The sequence below is a fragment of the Pseudomonas sp. PSE14 genome, assembly GCF_029203285.1.
In the GTDB taxonomy this organism is placed as follows: Bacteria; Pseudomonadota; Gammaproteobacteria; order Pseudomonadales; family Pseudomonadaceae; genus Pseudomonas.
On the sequence record NZ_CP115669.1, the window covers coordinates 4,729,360 to 4,747,263 of the forward strand.

The 17,904-nt window shown below is 66.7% G+C and carries 16 protein-coding genes; 6 read left to right on the forward strand and 10 right to left on the reverse strand.

Annotation, left to right across the window (positions count from 1 at the left end; translation table 11 throughout):
• A complete protein-coding gene (locus O6P39_RS21615; protein ID WP_275612005.1) occupies nt 1–1,494 on the reverse strand; it encodes an efflux transporter outer membrane subunit in 1,494 nt (497 codons plus the stop codon).
• 217 nt (nt 1,495–1,711) lie between these two features.
• On the opposite strand from O6P39_RS21615, the gene O6P39_RS21620 reads away from it, so the two are divergent.
• The 3 genes from O6P39_RS21620 to O6P39_RS21630 all read left to right on the forward strand — a co-directional run bounded on the left by O6P39_RS21620 (nt 1,712) and on the right by O6P39_RS21630 (nt 4,721).
• On the forward strand, nt 1,712–2,647 hold the full coding sequence (locus tag O6P39_RS21620) for a LysR family transcriptional regulator (RefSeq protein ID WP_275608462.1): 936 nt from the start codon (nt 1,712–1,714) through the stop codon (nt 2,645–2,647).
• A 307-nt stretch (nt 2,648–2,954) separates the two neighbouring features.
• Nucleotides 2,955–3,929 (forward strand): D-glycerate dehydrogenase, encoded by a 975-nt coding sequence (locus O6P39_RS21625; RefSeq protein WP_275608463.1) that lies wholly within the window; start codon nt 2,955–2,957, stop codon nt 3,927–3,929.
• Nucleotides 3,930–4,031: 102 nt separating this feature from the next.
• Entirely contained in the window at nt 4,032–4,721 is a 690-nt protein-coding gene (locus tag O6P39_RS21630; RefSeq protein ID WP_275608464.1) for an alpha/beta hydrolase, read from the forward strand.
• Between the two features lie 45 nt (nt 4,722–4,766).
• Here O6P39_RS21630 and O6P39_RS21635 read toward each other — a convergent pair whose 3' ends face one another.
• A complete protein-coding gene (locus O6P39_RS21635; protein WP_275608465.1) occupies nt 4,767–5,666 on the reverse strand; it encodes a DMT family transporter in 900 nt (299 codons plus the stop codon).
• Nucleotides 5,667–5,803: 137 nt separating this feature from the next.
• Between O6P39_RS21635 and O6P39_RS21640 the strand changes: the two genes are divergently transcribed.
• Complete coding sequence (locus O6P39_RS21640; protein ID WP_275608466.1) at nt 5,804–6,679, forward strand: AraC family transcriptional regulator; 876 nt, start codon at nt 5,804–5,806, stop codon at nt 6,677–6,679.
• Between the two features lie 848 nt (nt 6,680–7,527).
• Here the strand turns inward: O6P39_RS21640 and O6P39_RS21645 are convergent.
• The 4 genes from O6P39_RS21645 to O6P39_RS21660 all read right to left on the reverse strand — a co-directional run bounded on the left by O6P39_RS21645 (nt 7,528) and on the right by O6P39_RS21660 (nt 11,618).
• A complete protein-coding gene (locus O6P39_RS21645) occupies nt 7,528–7,851 on the reverse strand; it encodes a DUF3325 domain-containing protein (protein ID WP_275608467.1) in 324 nt (107 codons plus the stop codon).
• Nucleotides 7,851–9,374, reverse strand: coding sequence for a PepSY-associated TM helix domain-containing protein (locus O6P39_RS21650; RefSeq protein WP_275608468.1), 1,524 nt, complete (start codon nt 9,372–9,374; stop codon nt 7,851–7,853). Before O6P39_RS21650 ends, O6P39_RS21645 begins: the two co-directional genes overlap by 1 nt.
• Nucleotides 9,371–9,685 carry a DUF3649 domain-containing protein gene (locus O6P39_RS21655; RefSeq protein ID WP_275608469.1) on the reverse strand — a complete coding sequence of 105 codons (315 nt, stop codon included), beginning with the start codon at nt 9,683–9,685 and terminating at the stop codon, nt 9,371–9,373. The genes O6P39_RS21650 and O6P39_RS21655 overlap by 4 nt, the downstream gene beginning before the upstream one ends.
• Before the next feature lie 535 nt (nt 9,686–10,220).
• A complete protein-coding gene (locus tag O6P39_RS21660) occupies nt 10,221–11,618 on the reverse strand; it encodes a PLP-dependent aminotransferase family protein (RefSeq protein WP_275608470.1) in 1,398 nt (465 codons plus the stop codon).
• A gap of 138 nt (nt 11,619–11,756) precedes the next feature.
• On the opposite strand from O6P39_RS21660, the gene O6P39_RS21665 reads away from it, so the two are divergent.
• Both O6P39_RS21665 and O6P39_RS21670 read left to right on the forward strand, forming a co-directional pair.
• A complete protein-coding gene (locus O6P39_RS21665; protein WP_275608471.1) occupies nt 11,757–12,644 on the forward strand; it encodes a DMT family transporter in 888 nt (295 codons plus the stop codon).
• A gap of 440 nt (nt 12,645–13,084) precedes the next feature.
• Nucleotides 13,085–15,115 (forward strand): DEAD/DEAH box helicase, encoded by a 2,031-nt coding sequence (locus tag O6P39_RS21670; protein WP_275612006.1) that lies wholly within the window; start codon nt 13,085–13,087, stop codon nt 15,113–15,115.
• A 40-nt stretch (nt 15,116–15,155) separates the two neighbouring features.
• Here O6P39_RS21670 and O6P39_RS21675 read toward each other — a convergent pair whose 3' ends face one another.
• Genes O6P39_RS21675 through O6P39_RS21690 form a run of 4 tightly spaced genes read right to left on the reverse strand, consistent with a single transcriptional unit; the run spans nt 15,156 to nt 17,904 of the window.
• On the reverse strand, nt 15,156–15,941 hold the full coding sequence (locus O6P39_RS21675; RefSeq protein ID WP_275608472.1) for a 3-hydroxybutyrate dehydrogenase: 786 nt from the start codon (nt 15,939–15,941) through the stop codon (nt 15,156–15,158).
• Between the two features lie 43 nt (nt 15,942–15,984).
• Complete coding sequence (locus O6P39_RS21680; protein ID WP_275608473.1) at nt 15,985–16,332, reverse strand: YceK/YidQ family lipoprotein; 348 nt, start codon at nt 16,330–16,332, stop codon at nt 15,985–15,987.
• A gap of 54 nt (nt 16,333–16,386) precedes the next feature.
• Nucleotides 16,387–16,746 (reverse strand): YceK/YidQ family lipoprotein, encoded by a 360-nt coding sequence (locus O6P39_RS21685; RefSeq protein ID WP_275608474.1) that lies wholly within the window; start codon nt 16,744–16,746, stop codon nt 16,387–16,389.
• 24 nt (nt 16,747–16,770) lie between these two features.
• The gene (locus O6P39_RS21690; protein WP_275608475.1) at nt 16,771–17,904 is read right to left on the reverse strand and encodes an ABC transporter permease; all 1,134 of its coding nucleotides are present in this window, start codon (nt 17,902–17,904) and stop codon (nt 16,771–16,773) included.

Genomic DNA, 17,904 nt, shown 5'->3' on the forward strand with positions numbered 1-17,904 from the left:
TCAGCGCTCGCTCACCGCACGGACGTCGACGGTCTCCGGGACCATCTTCGAATCCCTCGGCCCTTCCTGGACGTCCATCAGGCCACCGCCCAGAGCGACCACCAGGCCGGCATGGGTGGAAAGGCGCGCGGCACGCACCTGCTGTTCCACCAGCTGCTGCTGGAACAGGCGGGTCTGCGCGTTGAGCACGTTGAGGTAATCGGTCAGGCCGCCACGGTAGGCCTTGGTGGCGATGTCGTAGGTGCGCTGGGCAGAGGCCACGGACTTCTCGGCGAAGCCCTGCTGCAGCTCCATGGAGTGCATGCGGATCAGCTGGTCGGAGATGCCCTTGAGGGCGTTGACCAGGGTCTGGTTGTACTGCGCCACGGCGGCGTCGTAGCCGGCCGATTCCTGGCCCAGTTGCGAGCGACGACGGCCGCCGTCGAAGATCGGCAGCGAGACGGCCGGGCCGACGCCGTAGGTGAACTTCTCGGCGTTGAGGAATTCCAGCACACCACCGCCCACCGCGCTGTAGCCGATGCTGGCGACCAGGTCGACGTTGGGATAGAACTCGGCGCGGGCGACGTCCACACCCTTGGCTTGCGCGGCGACCTTCCAGCGGCTGGCGACCACGTCCGGACGGTGGCCGAGCAGTTCCATCGGCAACTTGCTGGGCAGGCCAGGGCCTTCGGCGAGCTTCAGGCTCGGGCGCTGGATCGCGGCGCCGGCGCCAGGCCCCTTGCCGGCCAGGGCGGCGATCTGGTTGCGGGTCAGCTGGATTTCCTCGTCCACCGACTCGATCTTGCGTTCGGTTTCCGGCAGCGGGGTTTCCGCCTGGCTGACTTCGAAATGGGTGCCGATGCCGCCGGCCAGGCGGCGCTGGGCGAGGGCGAGGATGTCCTGCTGCTGCTTGAGCATGGCCTTGCCGATGTCCAGCTCGGCGTACTGCAGCGACAGCTGGATATAGGCGCGGACGATGTTGCTCTCCAGCTCCAGCTGGGCCATGCGCGCCTCGGCGGCGGTCATCTTGGCGATGTCCAGGTAGCGCTCGGTGTTGCTGCGCTCGCGGCCCCAGAGGTCCAGCGAATAGCTGAAGCCCAGGGCGGCGTTGTTGTTGAAGGTAGTGGTGTCGGCCAGGTCACCCGGACCGTAGAAGTAGTCGGTCGGCCAGCGGTGGCGGGTCAGCGAGGCGTCGGCACTGATCTGCGGCGACTCGGCGGACTCGGCGACGCCGGCCATGGACAGCGCCATGCGCACCCGCGCCTCGGCCTGGGCCAGGGTCGGACTGCCCTCCAGCGCGGTCTTCACCCAGGCATTCAACTGCGGATCACCATAGGCGCGCCACCACTGCTCCGCCGGCCAGCCGGCTTCCCGGTTGGCGTGCGCGATGGCGGCATCGGTGGCCAGCTCGGTATCGCCCAGGCGCTGTTCCTGCGGGGCGATGCCATTGGTGCTGATACATCCGGCGATTGTTGAAAAAATGACAAAGGAGCCGACGAACGTCAGTCCTTTCATGAGGTGACGCGACACGGTGGAGGTCCTGGAAGTGATCTAGCTTTTCAGCGTGGGGCCGGGCTTGGAGATGCCGGCAGAGCCAATTGCGGCGATTGAATTTTAGGGAGGCGAAAGGGAACGGATAAGACGGCTGATTTGCGATTGTTTGTTACCGATAATGAAACAATAGAACCTTCCATCCGTGTGACAATACGCCGCTCCCACTGACGAGGCCCCCATGGACACATTGCAGACCATGCGAGCGTTCGTCTGCGTCGCGGAAACCGGCAGCTTCACCGCCGCCGCGCAGCAGCTGAACACCACCACCGCCTATGTTTCGCGTGCGGTGGCCAACCTCGAATCGCACCTCCAGGCACGCCTGCTCAACCGCACCACCCGGCGCATCGCCCTGACCGAGGCCGGCCAGCGCTACCTGCTGCGCTGCGAGCAGATCCTCGCCTACGTCGAAGAAGCCGAGGCCGAGGCCAGCGACGCCCACGCCCGCCCCGCCGGCCGCCTGCGCGTGCACTCGATGACCGGCATCGGCCAGCACTACGTAATCCGCGCCATCGCCGAGTACCGCCAGTTGCATCCGGAGGTGACCTTCGAGCTGACCATGGCCAACCGCGTGCCGGACCTGCTCGACGAAGGCTTCGACGTGGCCATCGTGGTCGCCTCGGAACTGCCGGACTCGGGCCTGGTGTCGCAGCGTATCGGCGAAACCTACAGCATCCTCTGCGCCTCGCCCGATTACCTGGCCCGGCGCGGCACGCCGAAAACGCCTTCGGAACTGATCGAACACGACTGCCTGCGCCTGATCAGTCCAGTACTACCCCTGGACAGGTGGTTGTTCGATGGTCCCAACGGCCAGGAAATGATTACCCTTGGCCAGTCGGTCTTCCAGGTGAACGTGGGCGATGCGATGACCGAGGCAATCAGCTCCGGCATGGGCATCGGCGCCCTGCCCGTCTACTCGGCGGTCGCCGGCCTGCGCGACGGCTCGCTGGTGCGGGTGCTGCCGCGCTACAAACTGCAGCAATTGAACGTGTACGCGCTGTACCCGTCGCGGCAGTACCTGGACGCGAAGATCAAGACCTGGGTCGCCTACCTGCGCGAAAACCTGCCCGGCGTGCTCCAGGCCGACGGCGCGGGTGTCGCCAGCGTCGCACCCTGATCCGCTTTCCCGCGTTTGCGGGCAAGTTCGCTCGATGTAACTCCTTACCCCGGTGTGAGCGAACTTGCTCGCAACCCTCCTTCTCCCGCTCCGTAATGCCCGGAAACTCCCTGTAGGAGCGGGCTTGCTCGCGAACCGCATGGCACCGAGATCGCAGGGAAGTCCGTTCGCGAGCAAGCTCGCTCCTCCCCCAAGGCAACAGCCATCCCAGCGTTCGATAAGCGCCCGCCACGCGTGTGGGCCTTGCCCCGCTCCGGCCTGACGGTGGTAGGGTTACCCCCTTCATTTCACCAGCCGTCCGAGCGCCATGAAAAAGAACGTCTTCGTCTTCAGCCGCCTTGCCCCGGAACACCTCGACCGCCTGCGCAGCCAGTTCAACGTCACCGTGCTCGACCCCAAGCAGGGCGACGTGAACGAACAGTTCGCCGCCTCCCTGCCGACCACCCACGGCATGATCGGCGTGGGCCGCCCGCTGGGCGAGAAGCAGTTGGCCAACGCCGGCCAGCTGGAAGTGATCTCCAGCGTCTCGGTCGGCTACGACAACTACGACCTCGCCTACCTGAACCAGCGCGGCATCCCGCTGACCAACACCCCCGACGTACTCACCGAAACCACCGCGGACCTGGGCTTCGCGCTGATCATGGCCACCGCCCGGCGCACCGCCGAGCTGGACGCCTGGACCAAGGCCGGCCAGTGGAAGCGCACCGTGGATACCCCGCAGTTCGGCGTCGACGTGTACGGCAGGAAGCTCGGCATCCTCGGCCTGGGCCGCATTGGCGCGGCCATCGCCCGCCGTGGCCGCTTCGGCTTCAACATGGACGTGCTCTACCACGGCAACAGCCGCAAGCCGGAACTGGAGCAGGAACTGGGCGCGCGCTTCTGCGGCTTCGAGGAGCTGCTGGGCGAGGCGGACTTCGTCTGCGTGGTGGTGCCGCTGTCGGAGCAGACCCGCAAGCTGATCGGCAAGCGCGAGCTGGAGCTGATGAAGCCGAGCGCCATCCTGGTCAACATTGCCCGTGGCCAGGTGATCGACGAAGCCGCGCTGGTGGAAGCGCTGCAGGAAAAACGCATCCTCGCCGCCGGCCTGGACGTCTACGAGAAGGAGCCGCTGGCCGAATCGCCGCTGTTCGCCCTGCCCAACGCCGTGACCCTGCCGCACATCGGCTCCGCCACCTTCGACACCCGCCGTGCCATGGCCGAGTGCGCGCTGGAGAACTTCGAGACCGCCCTGCGCGGCGAGCGGCCGAAGAACCTGGTCAACCCAGAGGTGTGGAAGGGCTGAGCCCAGACGCCACCGCTCATCCGGCTGCCGCATTGCGCGCTGCAGCGCACCTATCCTTACCACGCCTGCCCGGCCGGGCAGGCGTCCCTTGAGGAGCAGCCTATGAGCGAATTGCCTACCATCGTCCTGGTCCACGGCTTCTGGGGTGGTGCCGCGCACTGGAGCAAGGTCATCGTCGAACTGACACGGCTGGGCCACACCGGCCTGCACGCGGTGGAGCTACCGCTGACCTCGCTGGCCAACGACGTCGAACGCACGACGAAAATGATCGCGCAGCAGAAGGGGCCCGTCCTGCTGGTCGGCCACTCCTACGGCGGCGCGGTGATCAGCCAGGCCGGCAATCATCCGCAGGTAGCGGGCCTGGTCTACATCGCGGCTTTCGCCCCGGACGCCGGTGAAAGCCCCGGCGGCATCACCCAGGAGCACCTGCCGGAAGCTGCGCCCAACCTGGAACCGGACAGCGACGGCTACCTGTGGATAAAGGCCGACAAGTTCCATGAAAGCTTCTGCCAGGACCTGAGCGCCGACGAGGCACTGGTGATGGCGGTGACGCAGAAGGCGCCGCTGGCCAGCACCTTCGGCGACACGCTCAGCACACCGGCCTGGAAGGCCAAGCCGTCCTGGTATCAAGTCTCCAGCGCGGACCGGATGATCGCACCCGCCAATCAGCAACGCATGTCCGCGCGCATGAACCCGAGGAAGGTCATCACCCTCGACAGCAGCCATGCCTCGCTGGCGTCGCGGGCCCAGGAGGTCACCGCCCTTATAGATGAGGCCGCCAGGTCGCTCTGACCAAGCAAGAATGCAAAGGGCTGGAAATCTCCAGCCCTTCTCGCTTCATACCCGCGCCGGTTGCGCCGTCACCTGCGGCTTCGGCTTGCGGAACACCAGCACGTTGCCCGCCATCACCAGCGCCAGGCCGGCCAGCGCCGGCAACGTCCACTGATACCCCTCGGCATAGGCCGAAACGTTCAACGCCACCACCGGGAACAGCACGGTGCAGTAGGCCGCGCGCTCCGGCCCCATGCGCCCCACCAGCGTGAGGTAGGCGGTGAAGCCGATCACCGAGCCGGGAATCGCCAGGTAGAGCAGCGAACCGACGTACTGCGTGCTGCTGTCGAAGGTCAGCGGCACGCCCTGCACCAGGCAGATCGCCAGCAGGATCAGCGAGCCGTAGAGCATGCCCCAGGCGTTGGTCGACAGCGGCCGCAGCCCGGCCTTCTGCTGCAGGCTGGAGAGCAGGTTGCCCGCCGAGAAGCACAGGGTGCCAGCCAGGGCCAGGCTCAGGCCGTAGTAGGTCTCGCGGCCGGCGCCATGGCTGGACAGTTCCGGCCAGAACAGCAGCACCAGCCCCACCAGCCCCAGGGCGCCGCCGCCCAGCACGTTCGGCGCGATGCGCTGCTTGAAGAAGATCCGCGCATTGAGCGCATTCCACAGGGTGGCGGTGGAGAACACCACGGCGATCAGCCCGCTGGGTATCCACTGGCTGGCGGTGTAGAAGCAGAGGAAGTTCACGCAGAACAGGCACAGCCCCTGGGCCAGGCAGATCGCCTGGCCGCGCCGTCCCAGCGGTTGCAGGCGGCGCGAGACCAGCAGCAGGGCGAACAGCACCAGCGCCGCCAGGCTGAAGCGATAGGCGATGGACAACGGAATGGCGACCACGCCGACCTGCAGTTTGATGGCGATCCAGGTGGTGCCCCAGATGAGCACAGTGAGCAGGTAGAGCGAGAGATTCATGGCGGTCTCCGGAGTACTGGGGAATCAGTCTCCCGCCCGGCCCTGGCGCCGGCTTGCAGATTCTTGCGCTTATTACTAAAAAGCCAGCTGGCAACCCGCGCCCGCGCGGGTAGAGTGGGCACAACAGAGGAACGCCCATGTCCGCCATCCAACAGCTCGAAGTCTTCCAGTCGATGAACGCCTCGCCCAACGCCCGCCTGGAGCGTTGCGCCGAGCTGGGCGACGGACTGTCGGCGGCCATCTGGAGCAACAGTCACGACGCCCGCGACTACCACGCGCCCAGCCACCACACGCTGTCGTGCTACCTGAACGATGGCACCGGCACCTTCCGCCGCGGCGCGCCGGGTAGCAAGGGCGCGCCGGACAAGCTGTGCGTGATGCCCGCCGGCTCCGAGTCGGCCTGGATCGTCAACGGCGACATCCGCCTGGCCCACCTGTACATCGGTCAGGAACAGTTCGCCCTGGGCTGCATCCGCCTGCTGGACCGGGAACCGCGCGAGCTGCAACTGCACGAGCGGACCTTCCTCGACGACCCGCAACAGGCGGCGCGCTTCCGTCAGTTGGTGAAGCTGGACTGGCATGAGCCGGGCGAACGTATCCGCACCAGCAGCCTGGCTCATGAGCTGATCGATCACCTGCTGCTCAATCAGGTCGGGTTGCGTGAAGGGCTGCGCCTGAAGGGCGGGTTGGCGCCGGTGATGCGCCGACGCGTCGCGGAATACATCGAACAGCGCCTGGACCAGCCGCTGTCCCTGGGTGAACTGGCGATGCAGACGGCGCTCTCGGAATACCACTTCGCGCGGATGTTCCGGGAAAGCTTCGGCATGCCGCCGCACCAATACGTCCTGGCCCGCCGCGTGGCCCTGGCGCAGCGCCTGCTGCGCGACACCCGCCAGCCGCTCGCCCAGGTTGCCTTGGCTTGTGGATTTTCCAGTGCGAGCCATTTCGCCAACCGGTTCCGTTCGGTGGTGGGAGGGACGCCGGGGGAGTATCGGCAGGCGTTCGAGGAGTGAGGGAGCGGGGGCGTACCGAGCCGGTAGGCGGATCGCGGACGGACGTCCACTCCTACGGTGTGATCGCGCTGGGGGCTGCTTTCGTAGGAGCGGATTTTGGTTTTTGTTTAGGTGTCCAGCGTCGCTTCGGCGTGTGTTGGGAGATTTTGTTTCGCCCCCTCGGGCGAGTCACTTTCTCAAACGACAGAAAGTAACCAAAGGTCTTTGCCCCATCATCCGGGTCCGGCTTCGCCGGACTTCCCTCGCTCCATCGAAGTTTCAGGGGCCCGCGTCGACGGGCCATCCATGGCCCAACGACGCTCTCGCGGCATCCATGCCGCTCAACCCCTGAAACTCCGACTCCTCTCGGCCTCCTGAAGGGGCGCCCCGGTGCGCGCGGATATTTCTCTGGAAGTCTTTAAATCCAGAGCCAGAGCAGTGTGCATGCGTTCGTAGGAGCGGACTCCGTCCGCGATACTCTTGCTTTTCGTAGGGCGAATAACGCGCAGCGTTATCCGCCGAGATGGGTATCGCTTCGCTCCACGCCATCCTATGAAGAACATCCACCGTCACCGGCACGCGCAGAGTCCCGTCAGGAGGTCAAGTGGAGGTATTGCGCGAGAGGCGTAGAGGGCCAGGGATGCCGGGACTAGCCCCCTTGGTTACTTCTTTGGAGGCGGCCTTCCGACGTTTGGAAGAAGTAACTCGCCCAAGGGGGCGAAACCAAAGACATCCGAACACGCCGAAGCGGCGCTGAAACACCGAAGCCGCGGCTAATCGGCGGATGACGTCGAACGTTATCCGCCCTATGAAAGGCATCGGGCGCAACGGCAGAGTACGGTTCGCGAGCAAGCTCGCTCCTACAAGGCTCAGCCCAACACCGCCACCACGCCACCAATCACCGGCATCGCCGCCGCCGTCGGCAGCGCCCAGCGCGGCCGCCAGGCCAGCAGCAAAACCAGCGCGGCCCCGGCGATCATCAGCAGACACGCCCAGTAGACGATACCCAGCTCGATCCCCATGCGATGAATCGCATAGGCCAGCGCCAGCGCCCCATCCACCAGTGCCACACCCCGTAGCAGGCGCACGCGGAATTCCGAGGGCGCGCTGCCGAACAGATCACGATGATGACGCGACAGCGAAAGACAGGCCGCCGCCAGCGCCAGCAGGTTCAGACCGAACACCAGCAACATCAGGCGAACTCCTCGGTACGGCCACGGCGCACCCGCACGGGCTCGGCGCGTTCCCGGCCCAGGTGCCAGGCCAGTACAGCGCACAGCGCGCCCATCAGCAGCAGGCCAAGATCGATCCCCGCCATCAGCCAGTCGCCCTCGGCGATACGGCGGGTCAGTCGGCCGGGCTCGGGCCCGAACAGGCCGAGCACCGGCAGCAGCAGCGCCAGCGCGGCCAGCGCACCGAACTGTTCACGGGCCATGCCGCGTCCACCGCGGCGCCACAGCGCATGGGCCAGCGCCAGCAGCCAGGTCGCCACGAACGCGGTGGCCTCCCAGCGCTCACGCCCGGCCATCCCGGCGGGCAGCAGGCGCGATGCCGCCAGCAGCCCCAGCGACGCCAGCGGCAGCCCGCCGCACACCGCGCCATTGAGTACCCGTACCAGCGCCACGCCCCGATGAGCGCGCGCCTCACGCTTGCTTACCCAGACCTGCAATCCGCCGAAGACCATCGCGCAGCCCAGCAGGCCGAGGATGAAATACATCACCCGCAGCAGATGGTTGCCGAACTGCGCCATGTGCAGGCCGGTCAGCCAGGCGTAGGTGTGATAGCCGGATTTGTAGGGCGGCTGCACATGCAGCAGCGCGCCGGTGCCGGAGTCGAACGACACCGTACGTTGATCATTCACCATGCTGCGCTCGACGGCTCGGCGCACCTGGACCATCGCCGAGGCGTCATTGGGATGCTCGACATTGATCCAGCCCACGGTGCTGTCGTCACCCCAGGCCTCGCGCGCCTTGAGGATCATGCGGTCGATGGACTTCGGCGGCTTGGCCGGCTTGCCCAGTTCCTCCCGCTCGAAGGCGCCCTGCACTTCATGCTCGAAGCGCTCCATGTCGTTCTTGTAGGCGGCCTGGATGCCGGCGGTCATGTAGAAGGTGATGAAGATCGCCAGCCCCGTGTACGCCATCAGCAGATGGAACGGCAGGCCGAGCACGCCCAGCACGTTGTGCGCGTCCAGCCAGGCGCGTTGCCTGGCCGCCTGCGGCCGCAGGGTGAAGAAATCCTTGAAGATGCGCCGGTGCACGATCACCCCGCTGACCAGCGCCACCAGCATGAACAGGCCGGCCACGCCGACCACATAGAGGCCAATCATGCCGCCGTGCAGTTCGTAGTGCAGTTCGAGGAAAAAATTGCCGCCCACGGTTTTCGGCAGCTCCTCGCCGGTCCGCGCATCGACCAGGAAGGACTGGAACTCGCCAAGGTCTTCCGGCACCCAACCGGCGATCCAGTACGGCATGCGCTCGCTCGGCGGCAGCATCCAGTAGGCGTGGGCACGGGGGGCACGCTCGACGATCAGTTCGCGGACCTGGTCGGCGCCGACCTGGATCGATTCCAGCGGCTGCAGTTGCGGCAGCATCCAGCGGGTCAGCTCCTTGTCGAACACCGCGACGGTGCCGGAGAACAGCACGACAAAGAGAATCCAGCTGACCAGCAGTCCGCTCCAGGTATGCAGCCCGGACATGGATTGGCGCAGGCTCATGGACGCACCCCGTAGCTCGCCGGCAGGAAGGCCGCCAGTCCGAGCACGACGCTCAGCGCCAGCGGCGCCCAGACCGCACGCCAGGGACTGCGCGCACCGAAGGCATAGAGGATCGCCGCGACCCAGACGATGAAGCAGGCCAGGCTGGCCAGGGATACACGGTCCGGCCGCGACATCGGCAGGTAGACACTGAGGAAGGCAGTGGCGGTGTAGGCCAGGGCGTAACCACCGACCACGGCGCTCAGGATGCGGGCGGTGACGGCACCGGCCTGGGCGCCGCTCAAGCCTCGGGAGCGCGGGGTAGCTGACATGCGGGTGAATCCTGCGAAGCCTCCCGGGAGCTTCCCGGAAGAGTGATTGAAAAGCAGAATTATATGATATTGCTTCTCAATTAAAAGAAATCACTCGGCGTCTTTGTCAGCATCTGTGTCCGCCATCCGCTGCACGGCACAGGGGCTGCCGACATCCTTGGACAACCGCCCGCCCCGGCGCCGCGACCTACCCGTGGTAGGTCGCGGTTCCCGTAACGACACGGCCGTTGCCGTAGATGCAGCGGGTAGCGTCGTAGCAGCCGGCGATGTATCGCGGTCGGAGAGGTTGTCGGCGTTGATGGCGAAGGTTTCGTAGCGCACGGCGGGGGTGCAGCAGGGCGTAGCTGGGCACGTCCAGCGAGTTGTCCGAAGCCCCCGGACTGCGGCCGTTGTAGCGAGCGTCCGCGCCGAAACCGAGGCCCTTCAGCACGCCGTCGCGCAGGCGGGCATGAAATTTCCTTGTGCAGATCAAGCGGGATTGCACAGAGGCCGAACGGCGAAGGAAAACCTGCAGGCCGATACGAAAAATTTTCTGTCAGCGCGTGCGCGCCACATCCATGGCCCGCTCCAGCCCCTCGAACACTCGCGGCGACAGGCACTGGGCGACATTGAAACGCAGGAAGCCGGTGGCGCTCTGGCTGAGGCTGAAGACATTGCCCGGCGCCAGCACCAGGTTGTCCGCCAGCGCCGCGCGGGACACCTCGGCGGCGTCCAGCCCACCCGGCAGGCTGGCCCAGATGAATATCCCGCCGCGTGGCTCCAGCCAGGGCTGGATATCCAGCGTGCGCAGGCGCTGCAGCGTCTCGCCCATGGCATCGGCCAGGCGTGCGCGCAGGCTGTCCAGATGCCGACGGTAGCTGCCCTTGCGCAGCAGCTCATGGAGCATTTCCGCGCTGAACGGACTGTTGCCGAAACTGGTGGCCAGTTTCAGGTCCACCAGCCGCTCACACCACTCGGGCTGGGTGGCGATGTAGCCGCAGCGCACCGAGGCGGACAGCGTCTTGGAGAAGCTGCCGACCTGGATCACCCGTTCCAGCCCGTCGAAGGCGGACAGGCGCGGCGCACTCTCGTGCTCGAAGTCGCCGAAGATATCGTCCTCGACGATCAGCAGGTCGTGGGCCTCGGCCAGTTTCAGCAGGCGATGGGCGACCAGCGGCGAAAGCACCGCGCCGGTGGGGTTATGGAAGGCCGAGTTGGTGATGTACAGGCGCGGGCGGTGCTGCTCCAGCAGGCTCGCCATGGCGGCCACGTCCGGCCCGGTTGGCGTGTAGGGCACGCCGACCACCTGCACGCGGTGGGCGCGCAGCAGGGCCTGGAAGTTGAAGTAGCCGGGATCGTCCACCAGCACGCAGTCGCCCGGCTCCAGCAGGAAGCGGCAGACCAGGTCGATGGCCTGGGTGCCGTTGTCGGTGAGCACCACCTGCTGCGGGCCGACCGGCACGCCGTAGTCCGCCAGGCGGCGCGCCAGCTGCTCGCGCAGGCCGGCGTGGCCATAGGGGCGCCCGTACTCCAGCAGGCTCGACTGCGGCGCCCGGGCGATCTGCCGCAGCGCGCGGCGCAGCTCGTCCTCCGGCAGCCAGGACGGCGGCAGCCAGCCGCAGCCGGGCTTGAGCGAGGTGTCGGCGGCTTCCAGCGACTGCCGGGATATCCACAGGGGATCGATGCTGCGGTCCAGCGCCGGGCTGATCTCCGCCAGCGACAGGGGCGGCGCATGGCCGCTGACATAGAAACCGGAGCCACGCCGGGCGGCGATCACCCCATCGGCGGCGAGACGGTCGTAGGCTTCCACCACCGTGGTCTTGGACACCTCCAACTGCTCGGCCAACTGGCGGATCGACGGCAGCCGCTCACCCGGCACCAGCGCCCGCGCGGCCAGGCGCTCGCGCACGTGGTGCATCACCGTATCGACTCGCGTGCTCTTTGGCCTGCCCATGCTGCCCTCGCTCCCTCAGAGATAATGTGTACCGGGATAATTTACGGACAGTTTGCGAAAATTGTACCTTTCTGTCACTGGCCGCCCGGCGGGTCCGCGCGCATTCTCCAAGCTCGCCCTCCTGCTGGATGACCCACCATGAACAACACCCACACGCTCGCCACGAACAGCAATCTCGGCGGCTGGCTCAGCGGCTTCCTCGGCGTCCTCATCTTCAGTGGCTCGCTGCCGGCCACGCGGGTGGCGGTGGCCGACTTCGACCCGACCTTCCTCACCCTCGCCCGCGCCAGCATCGCCGGCCTGCTGGCGGCGCTGATCCTGATCGTGCTGCGGCAGAAGCTGCCGGCGCGCCGCGACCTGCTTCCCCTGCTGGTGGTCGCCGGCGGCGTGGTGGTCGGCTTCCCGCTGCTTACCGCCCTGGCGCTGCAGCACGTCAACTCGGCCCACGCCATCGTCTTCGTCGGCCTGCTGCCGCTGGCCACTGCGCTGTTCGGGGTGATGCGCGCCGGCGAACAACCGCGCCCGGCGTTCTGGATCTGCTCGTTGCTGGGCAGCGCTGTGGTGGCCGGCTTCGCGCTGTCGCAAAGCGGCGCGGGCAATCTCACCGGCGACCTGCTGATGCTCGCCGCCATCGCCGTCTGCGGCCTGGGTTACGCCGAAGGCGGACGCATCGCCCGGCACCTGGGCAGTTGGCAGGTGATCTGCTGGGTACTGGTGCTGTCCCTGCCGCTGATGCTGCCGCTGGCCTGGTACACCCAGCCGGAAACTTACTCCGGCGCCGGCTGGCCGGCCTGGCTGAGCCTGGGCTACGTGTCGCTGTTCAGCATGCTGATCGGGTTCTTCTTCTGGTACCACGGCCTAGCCACCGGCGGCATCGCCGCGGTCGGCCAGCTGCAACTACTGCAGCCCTTCTTCGGCCTGGCGCTGGCCGGCCTGCTGCTGCACGAGCAGATCAGCCCGCTGATGGCCGGCGCCACCGTCGCCGTGGTGCTGTGCGTCGCCGGAGCCAAACGCTTCGCCCGTTGACCGCTGGTTTCCTTCCGCGCCCAGGCGAGAAAAATCGCGGTATCATCGGGCGTTTGCGTACTCGGCTGGATCGCCGGAAGGAAACTCGGATGAAGCCACCCGCCGAATCTCCATTGCCCGCCGTGGCGCGCGACGAATTCGCGCCACGCCCGCGGCTGACCCTGGGCAGCCATGTGCACAGCGGCTTCGACCTGCGCAGCGGGCGCATGCAGAACATCTCCCGGCACCGCGCCGCGCTGGCCTTCCTGTATGACGACATGCCGGTCTCCGGCAGCGTTACCCCGCGCTCGGGCCGCGAGATCCGGGTCTTCCGCGATGACCGCATCGTGCGCGTCAGCCGCCAGCTGGAACTCGAACAGGCCTGGCGCCTGGACCTGCGCGAACTGGGCTTCAGGCCGGCAATGCGGCGCAGCGATGCGCTGGAGGACAGCGCCGGGGAAATGTTCGAGCTGCCCGACGACAGCGCCTGGCAGGGCTTCATGCGCGAAGGACTGCCGCAGCTGCGCGAGCAGGGCTGGGAAATCGACGTGCGCCCGGAGTTCGTCTTCGACATCTCGCCGGTGGAAGACTGGTACGCCGAGATCGAGGAAACCGAAGACCGCCAATGGTTCGACCTGGAGCTGGGCATCCAGGTGGACGGCCGCCGCATCAGCCTGCTGCCGTCGCTGATCGAACTGATCCGCCGGATGCCGGCGCTGCTCGACCCGGCCGCCCTCGCCCGCCACGCCGACGATGAACAACTGGTGCTGCGTCTGGATGCCGGGCGCACCCCGATCCACACCTGGCAGACCGCCTCGGATCGCCCTCTGCGGGTATCGCTGCCGTTCGGCAAACTCAAGCCGATGCTCGGCACGCTGTCGGAGTTCTACATCGGCGACCTGCCGCCGGTGCGCCGCCTGCGCATGGGCGCGGCCGACGCCTCGCGCCTCTCCGAACTGGAAGAACTGCCGCTGGCCTGGGAGGGCGGCGAGCAACTGCGCGAGATAGCCCACCGCCTGCGCGACTACCGCGCGCGCCCGGCAACCATTCCCGAAGGCCTCAACGCCGAGCTGCGCGCCTACCAGCACGAGGGCCTGAGCTGGATGCAGACCCTGCGCGAAGTCGGCGCCAGCGGCATCCTTGCCGACGACATGGGCCTGGGCAAGACGCTGCAATCCCTCGCCCACATCCTGCTGGAGAAGCAGGCCGGACGCCTGACCAGCCCGGCGCTGGTGATCATGCCCACCAGCCTGATCCCCAACTGGCTGGACGAAGCCGAGCGCTTCACCCCCGGCCTGCGCGTACTCGCCCTGCACGGCGCCGGGCGGCGCAAGGCGTTCGCGAAGATCGCCGAGCACGACCTGATCCTCACCACCTACGCCCTGCTGCCGCGCGATGCGGAGAAGCTCGCGCAGCACGAGTACCACCTGCTGATCCTCGACGAGGCGCAGAACATCAAGAACGCAGGCACCAAGGCCGCCCAGGCCGCGCGCCACCTGCAAGCGCGCAACCGCCTGTGCCTGACCGGCACGCCGCTGGAGAATCACCTGGGCGAGCTGTGGTCGTTGTTCCACTTCCTGCTGCCCGGCTGGCTGGGCGACGCACGCCAGTTCGCCATCGACTACCGCACGCCCATCGAGCGCCACGGCGACCAGGCACGCCTGACCCACCTGGCCGCGCGCATCCGCCCCTTCCTGCTACGGCGCACCAAGGAGCAGGTGGCCTCGGAACTGCCGCCCAAGAGCGAGTTCATCCAGCACATCGAACTCAGCGAGGCGCAGCGCGACCTTTACGAGACGGTGCGCCTGGCGCTGGACCGCAAGGTCCGCGACGAGATCGCCCGCCGAGGCCTGGCGCGCAGCCGCATCATCATCCTCGAGGCGCTGCTCAAGCTGCGCCAGGTGTGCTGCGACATCCGCCTGGTGAACAAGGAAGCGCCGCCGCCCTCCGGCAAATCGGCGCGCACGGTGACCTCGGGCAAGCTGGTGTACCTGCTGGACATGCTCGAAGAACTGCTCGCCGAAGGCCGCCGCGTGCTGGTGTTCTCGCAGTTCACCTCGATGCTCGCGCTGATCGGCGAGGCACTGGTCGAGCGCAACCTGGAGTACGCCCTGCTCACCGGCGACACTCGCGACCGCCGCGCGCCGGTGAAGGACTTCCAGGAAGGCCGCGTGCCGCTGTTCCTGATCAGCCTGAAGGCCGGCGGCGTGGGCCTGAACCTGACCGCCGCCGACACCGTGATCCACTACGATCCCTGGTGGAACCCGGCCGCCGAGAACCAGGCCAGCGACCGTGCCTACCGGATCGGCCAGGACAAGCCGGTGTTCGTCTACAAGCTGATCGCCCGTGGCACGGTGGAAGAGAAGATCCAGATGCTGCAACGCGACAAGGCCGCGCTGGCCGCCGGCATCCTCGAAGGCACAGGCTCCGACTGGCAGCTCGACGACGCGGATATCGACGCACTGTTCGCGCCGTTGCCCAAGGCGGTCTGACGCACAACGCAAGGCGGGCAGGAACGTGGGAGCGGGGAGTTCAGCGCATCCCCCAGCCATGGCTGACCAGCACCGACTGCCCGGTGAGCGCCGCCGACGGGAAGCTGGCGAGGAACAATACGGTCTGCGCCACGTCGTCGACCGTGGTGAACTCGCCGTCCACGGTGCCACCGAGCATGACCTTCTTCACCACTTCCTCCTCGCTGATCCCCAACTCCTTCGCCTGCTCGGGGATCTGTTTCTCCACCAGCGGCGTACGCACGAAACCGGGGCAGACCACGTGGGAGCGTACGCCGTGCGGGCCGCCTTCCTTCGCCAGGGTGCGGGCCAAGCCCAGCAGGCCGTGCTTGGCGGTGACGTAGGCGGATTTCAGCGGCGAAGCCTCGTGGGAATGCACCGAGCCCATGTAGATCACCACGCCGCCGCGCTTGGCCGGGTACATGTGGCGCAGCGCCGCGCGGGTGGTGAGGAAGGCGCCGTCGAGGTGGATGGCGAGCATCTTCTTCCAGTCGGCGAAGGCGAAGTCCTGCAGCGGATTGACGATCTGGATGCCGGCGTTGGACACCAGGATGTCGATGCTGCCGAAGGTCGCCACGACGCGATCGATGCCGCTGTCCACCGCCTGCTCGTCGGTGACGTCCATGGCCAGCGCCAGGGCCTTGCCGCCGGCGCTTTCGATCTCATCCACCACGCGCTGCGCAGCGTCCTGCTGCAGGTCAGCGATAGCCACCGCCGCGCCTGCCTTGGCGAGCGTCAGGGCGATCTGCTTGCCGATGCCGCTGGCCGCGCCAGTGACTACCGCGACCTTGCCGTTCAATGGGTTCATCACAGCGTTCCTCGAAGGGTCTGGAACACTCACTCTAGACGGCCTATTCGCGGAGCATCTGAATGTCGCCGTCCCGATTCTGGCGGTACAGGGTATAGGGCAGCACCAGGGTATCGGCCACTGCGGACAAGCCCATATCAATGACTGGCGCCGGATACTCCATCAGGCCGAAGCGATAGAGCGCCCCGCCTCGCCGATGACCATCACCGCTCAACACGCAAACGTTGTAGACGACACCACCGTAAACTCGCGGCAGCTTGTCGCCACACGCCGTTCCCCCGAGATCCAGATCACCGACCTTGGCGACGTTGTCGCTGGATAGCGTCCGTACCGACCCGCAACCCGCCACACCCGCCGCGATCAGCAGTGCAACCATCGAGCGAAGGATCATGGTTCAACTCCCTGTCAACGATTGACCGGCCACGTTGGGTGGCGGATACATCACTCAATCCTTGCGCAGTTCGATACTGCCATCGCGGCTCTGCCGATAGAGGGTGTAGGGCAGGGCCAGGGTGTCGACCACGCCGGAGAAAGCCATGTCCAGCACGGGAAGTATCGGCGGGCCGAAGGTCGAGTTGGCTGGTGTTGGCGGCGGCGTGTAACCCGTGTCGGCCGGGGGCTCCCCGTACAGCTGGCAGGCATCCCAGACCACACCGCTATAGACCCGGGGAATGGCACCGCAATAGGTGCCCTTGAGCCGCAGCTCGCTGGCATTCACCACATCGTCGCTGCGCAGCGTGTGGTAGGAACCGCATCCACTGAGCAGGCCGGCCATGAGCAACGGCCAAACCAGGTACATCTTCATGTCGAAACTCCCTCTCAACTTTCTTTACCAGCCCTTGAGCTGGTCCCATCGCCAGTTTCGATACTGGTAGATCAGTGTACCCAGGAGACCATAGGCCGCCGCCATGGCGAAGAGGATAAGAATCCTGTCGGCCACGGCGGAGAGCGGCAGGTTCATCTGGTTCATCTCCACCACCGCGCGGATCGCCCAGGTGGAGGGAATGGCATCGGCCAGCAGCTGCACCCACTGCGGCATGGCCTGGGGTGGCCAGGTAAAGCCGGCCATGTAGAACAGCGGCAGGGTGATGAAGGTCATGGTCAGGTAGACCGCCTCCTCCGACGGCAGCAGCTCGGCGACGAACTCGCTCATGGCGATCACCGCCAGCAGGAAGGGCAGCACCAGCCCCATCAGCATGAAGAACGAGGCCGTCTGCCGGTAACCCATCATCCATGGCCAGATCACGTAGAAGAGCATGGCCAGCACCGTCCAGATCGACAACTGCGCGGCGTAGCGGCCGAAGCGCGTCGAAACGGGCTGGCGCAGCGAGCGCGGGGTGCCGCCGCGCAGGTTGAGGTTCACCCGCGTGCAGGAGAGCAGCAGGCTGTGCTGCAGGATCAGCGTCACCAGGCCGGGCAGGACGATGGCGGCGAAGCTGGTGCCGGGGTTGAACAGGTCGGTGAGCTGGCCGATCGCCGGTTGCAGCAGCACGCTGGCCTGCCGCTCGGAGAAGCCGCCGCGCGTCAGCCGCTCGCGGTTGTAGCGCAGCGACAGCTCGTTGTAGGTGGCGCTGATGTCCTGCTGGATCTGCCCGTTGGCCATGCGGTTGGTGGCATCGCCGAAGATCGGCACGGTGACCGACTCGCCGCGCAGCACGCGCTTTTCGAAGTCCAGCGGGATGACCACGATGGCGAACAGCTTGCGCCAGGCGAGATCATGCTGCGCCTCGGGCAACTGGTCGTAGCCGCGGGTGGCGATCTTCGGCGCGGCATCAAGCAGGCGCACCAGTTCGCGGGACGCCGCGCTGTGGTCCATGTCGATCACCGCCACCGGCAGGTCGTTCATGGTGCGGTGCGCGTAGGGCAAGGTGGTCAGCGCCACCGACAGCACCATCATCAGCCACAGCGGCTTGCCCAGCATGTTGCGCAGGGATTGGCGGAAGACGCTCCAGAAGTTTTCCAT

Coding starts and splice junctions, on each gene's coding strand:
- O6P39_RS21615 (WP_275612005.1), bottom strand. CDS start 1,494: ATGAAAGGACTGACGTTCGTCGGCTCCTTTGTCATTTTTTCAACAATC.
- O6P39_RS21620 (WP_275608462.1), top strand. CDS start 1,712: ATGGACACATTGCAGACCATGCGAGCGTTCGTCTGCGTCGCGGAAACC.
- O6P39_RS21625 (WP_275608463.1), top strand. CDS start 2,955: ATGAAAAAGAACGTCTTCGTCTTCAGCCGCCTTGCCCCGGAACACCTC.
- O6P39_RS21630 (WP_275608464.1), top strand. CDS start 4,032: ATGAGCGAATTGCCTACCATCGTCCTGGTCCACGGCTTCTGGGGTGGT.
- O6P39_RS21635 (WP_275608465.1), bottom strand. CDS start 5,666: ATGAATCTCTCGCTCTACCTGCTCACTGTGCTCATCTGGGGCACCACC.
- O6P39_RS21640 (WP_275608466.1), top strand. CDS start 5,804: ATGTCCGCCATCCAACAGCTCGAAGTCTTCCAGTCGATGAACGCCTCG.
- O6P39_RS21645 (WP_275608467.1), bottom strand. CDS start 7,851: ATGTTGCTGGTGTTCGGTCTGAACCTGCTGGCGCTGGCGGCGGCCTGT.
- O6P39_RS21650 (WP_275608468.1), bottom strand. CDS start 9,374: ATGAGCCTGCGCCAATCCATGTCCGGGCTGCATACCTGGAGCGGACTG.
- O6P39_RS21655 (WP_275608469.1), bottom strand. CDS start 9,685: ATGTCAGCTACCCCGCGCTCCCGAGGCTTGAGCGGCGCCCAGGCCGGT.
- O6P39_RS21660 (WP_275608470.1), bottom strand. CDS start 11,618: ATGGGCAGGCCAAAGAGCACGCGAGTCGATACGGTGATGCACCACGTG.
- O6P39_RS21665 (WP_275608471.1), top strand. CDS start 11,757: ATGAACAACACCCACACGCTCGCCACGAACAGCAATCTCGGCGGCTGG.
- O6P39_RS21670 (WP_275612006.1), top strand. CDS start 13,085: ATGTTCGAGCTGCCCGACGACAGCGCCTGGCAGGGCTTCATGCGCGAA.
- O6P39_RS21675 (WP_275608472.1), bottom strand. CDS start 15,941: ATGAACCCATTGAACGGCAAGGTCGCGGTAGTCACTGGCGCGGCCAGC.
- O6P39_RS21680 (WP_275608473.1), bottom strand. CDS start 16,332: ATGATCCTTCGCTCGATGGTTGCACTGCTGATCGCGGCGGGTGTGGCG.
- O6P39_RS21685 (WP_275608474.1), bottom strand. CDS start 16,746: ATGAAGATGTACCTGGTTTGGCCGTTGCTCATGGCCGGCCTGCTCAGT.
- O6P39_RS21690 (WP_275608475.1), bottom strand. CDS start 17,904: ATGGAAAACTTCTGGAGCGTCTTCCGCCAATCCCTGCGCAACATGCTG.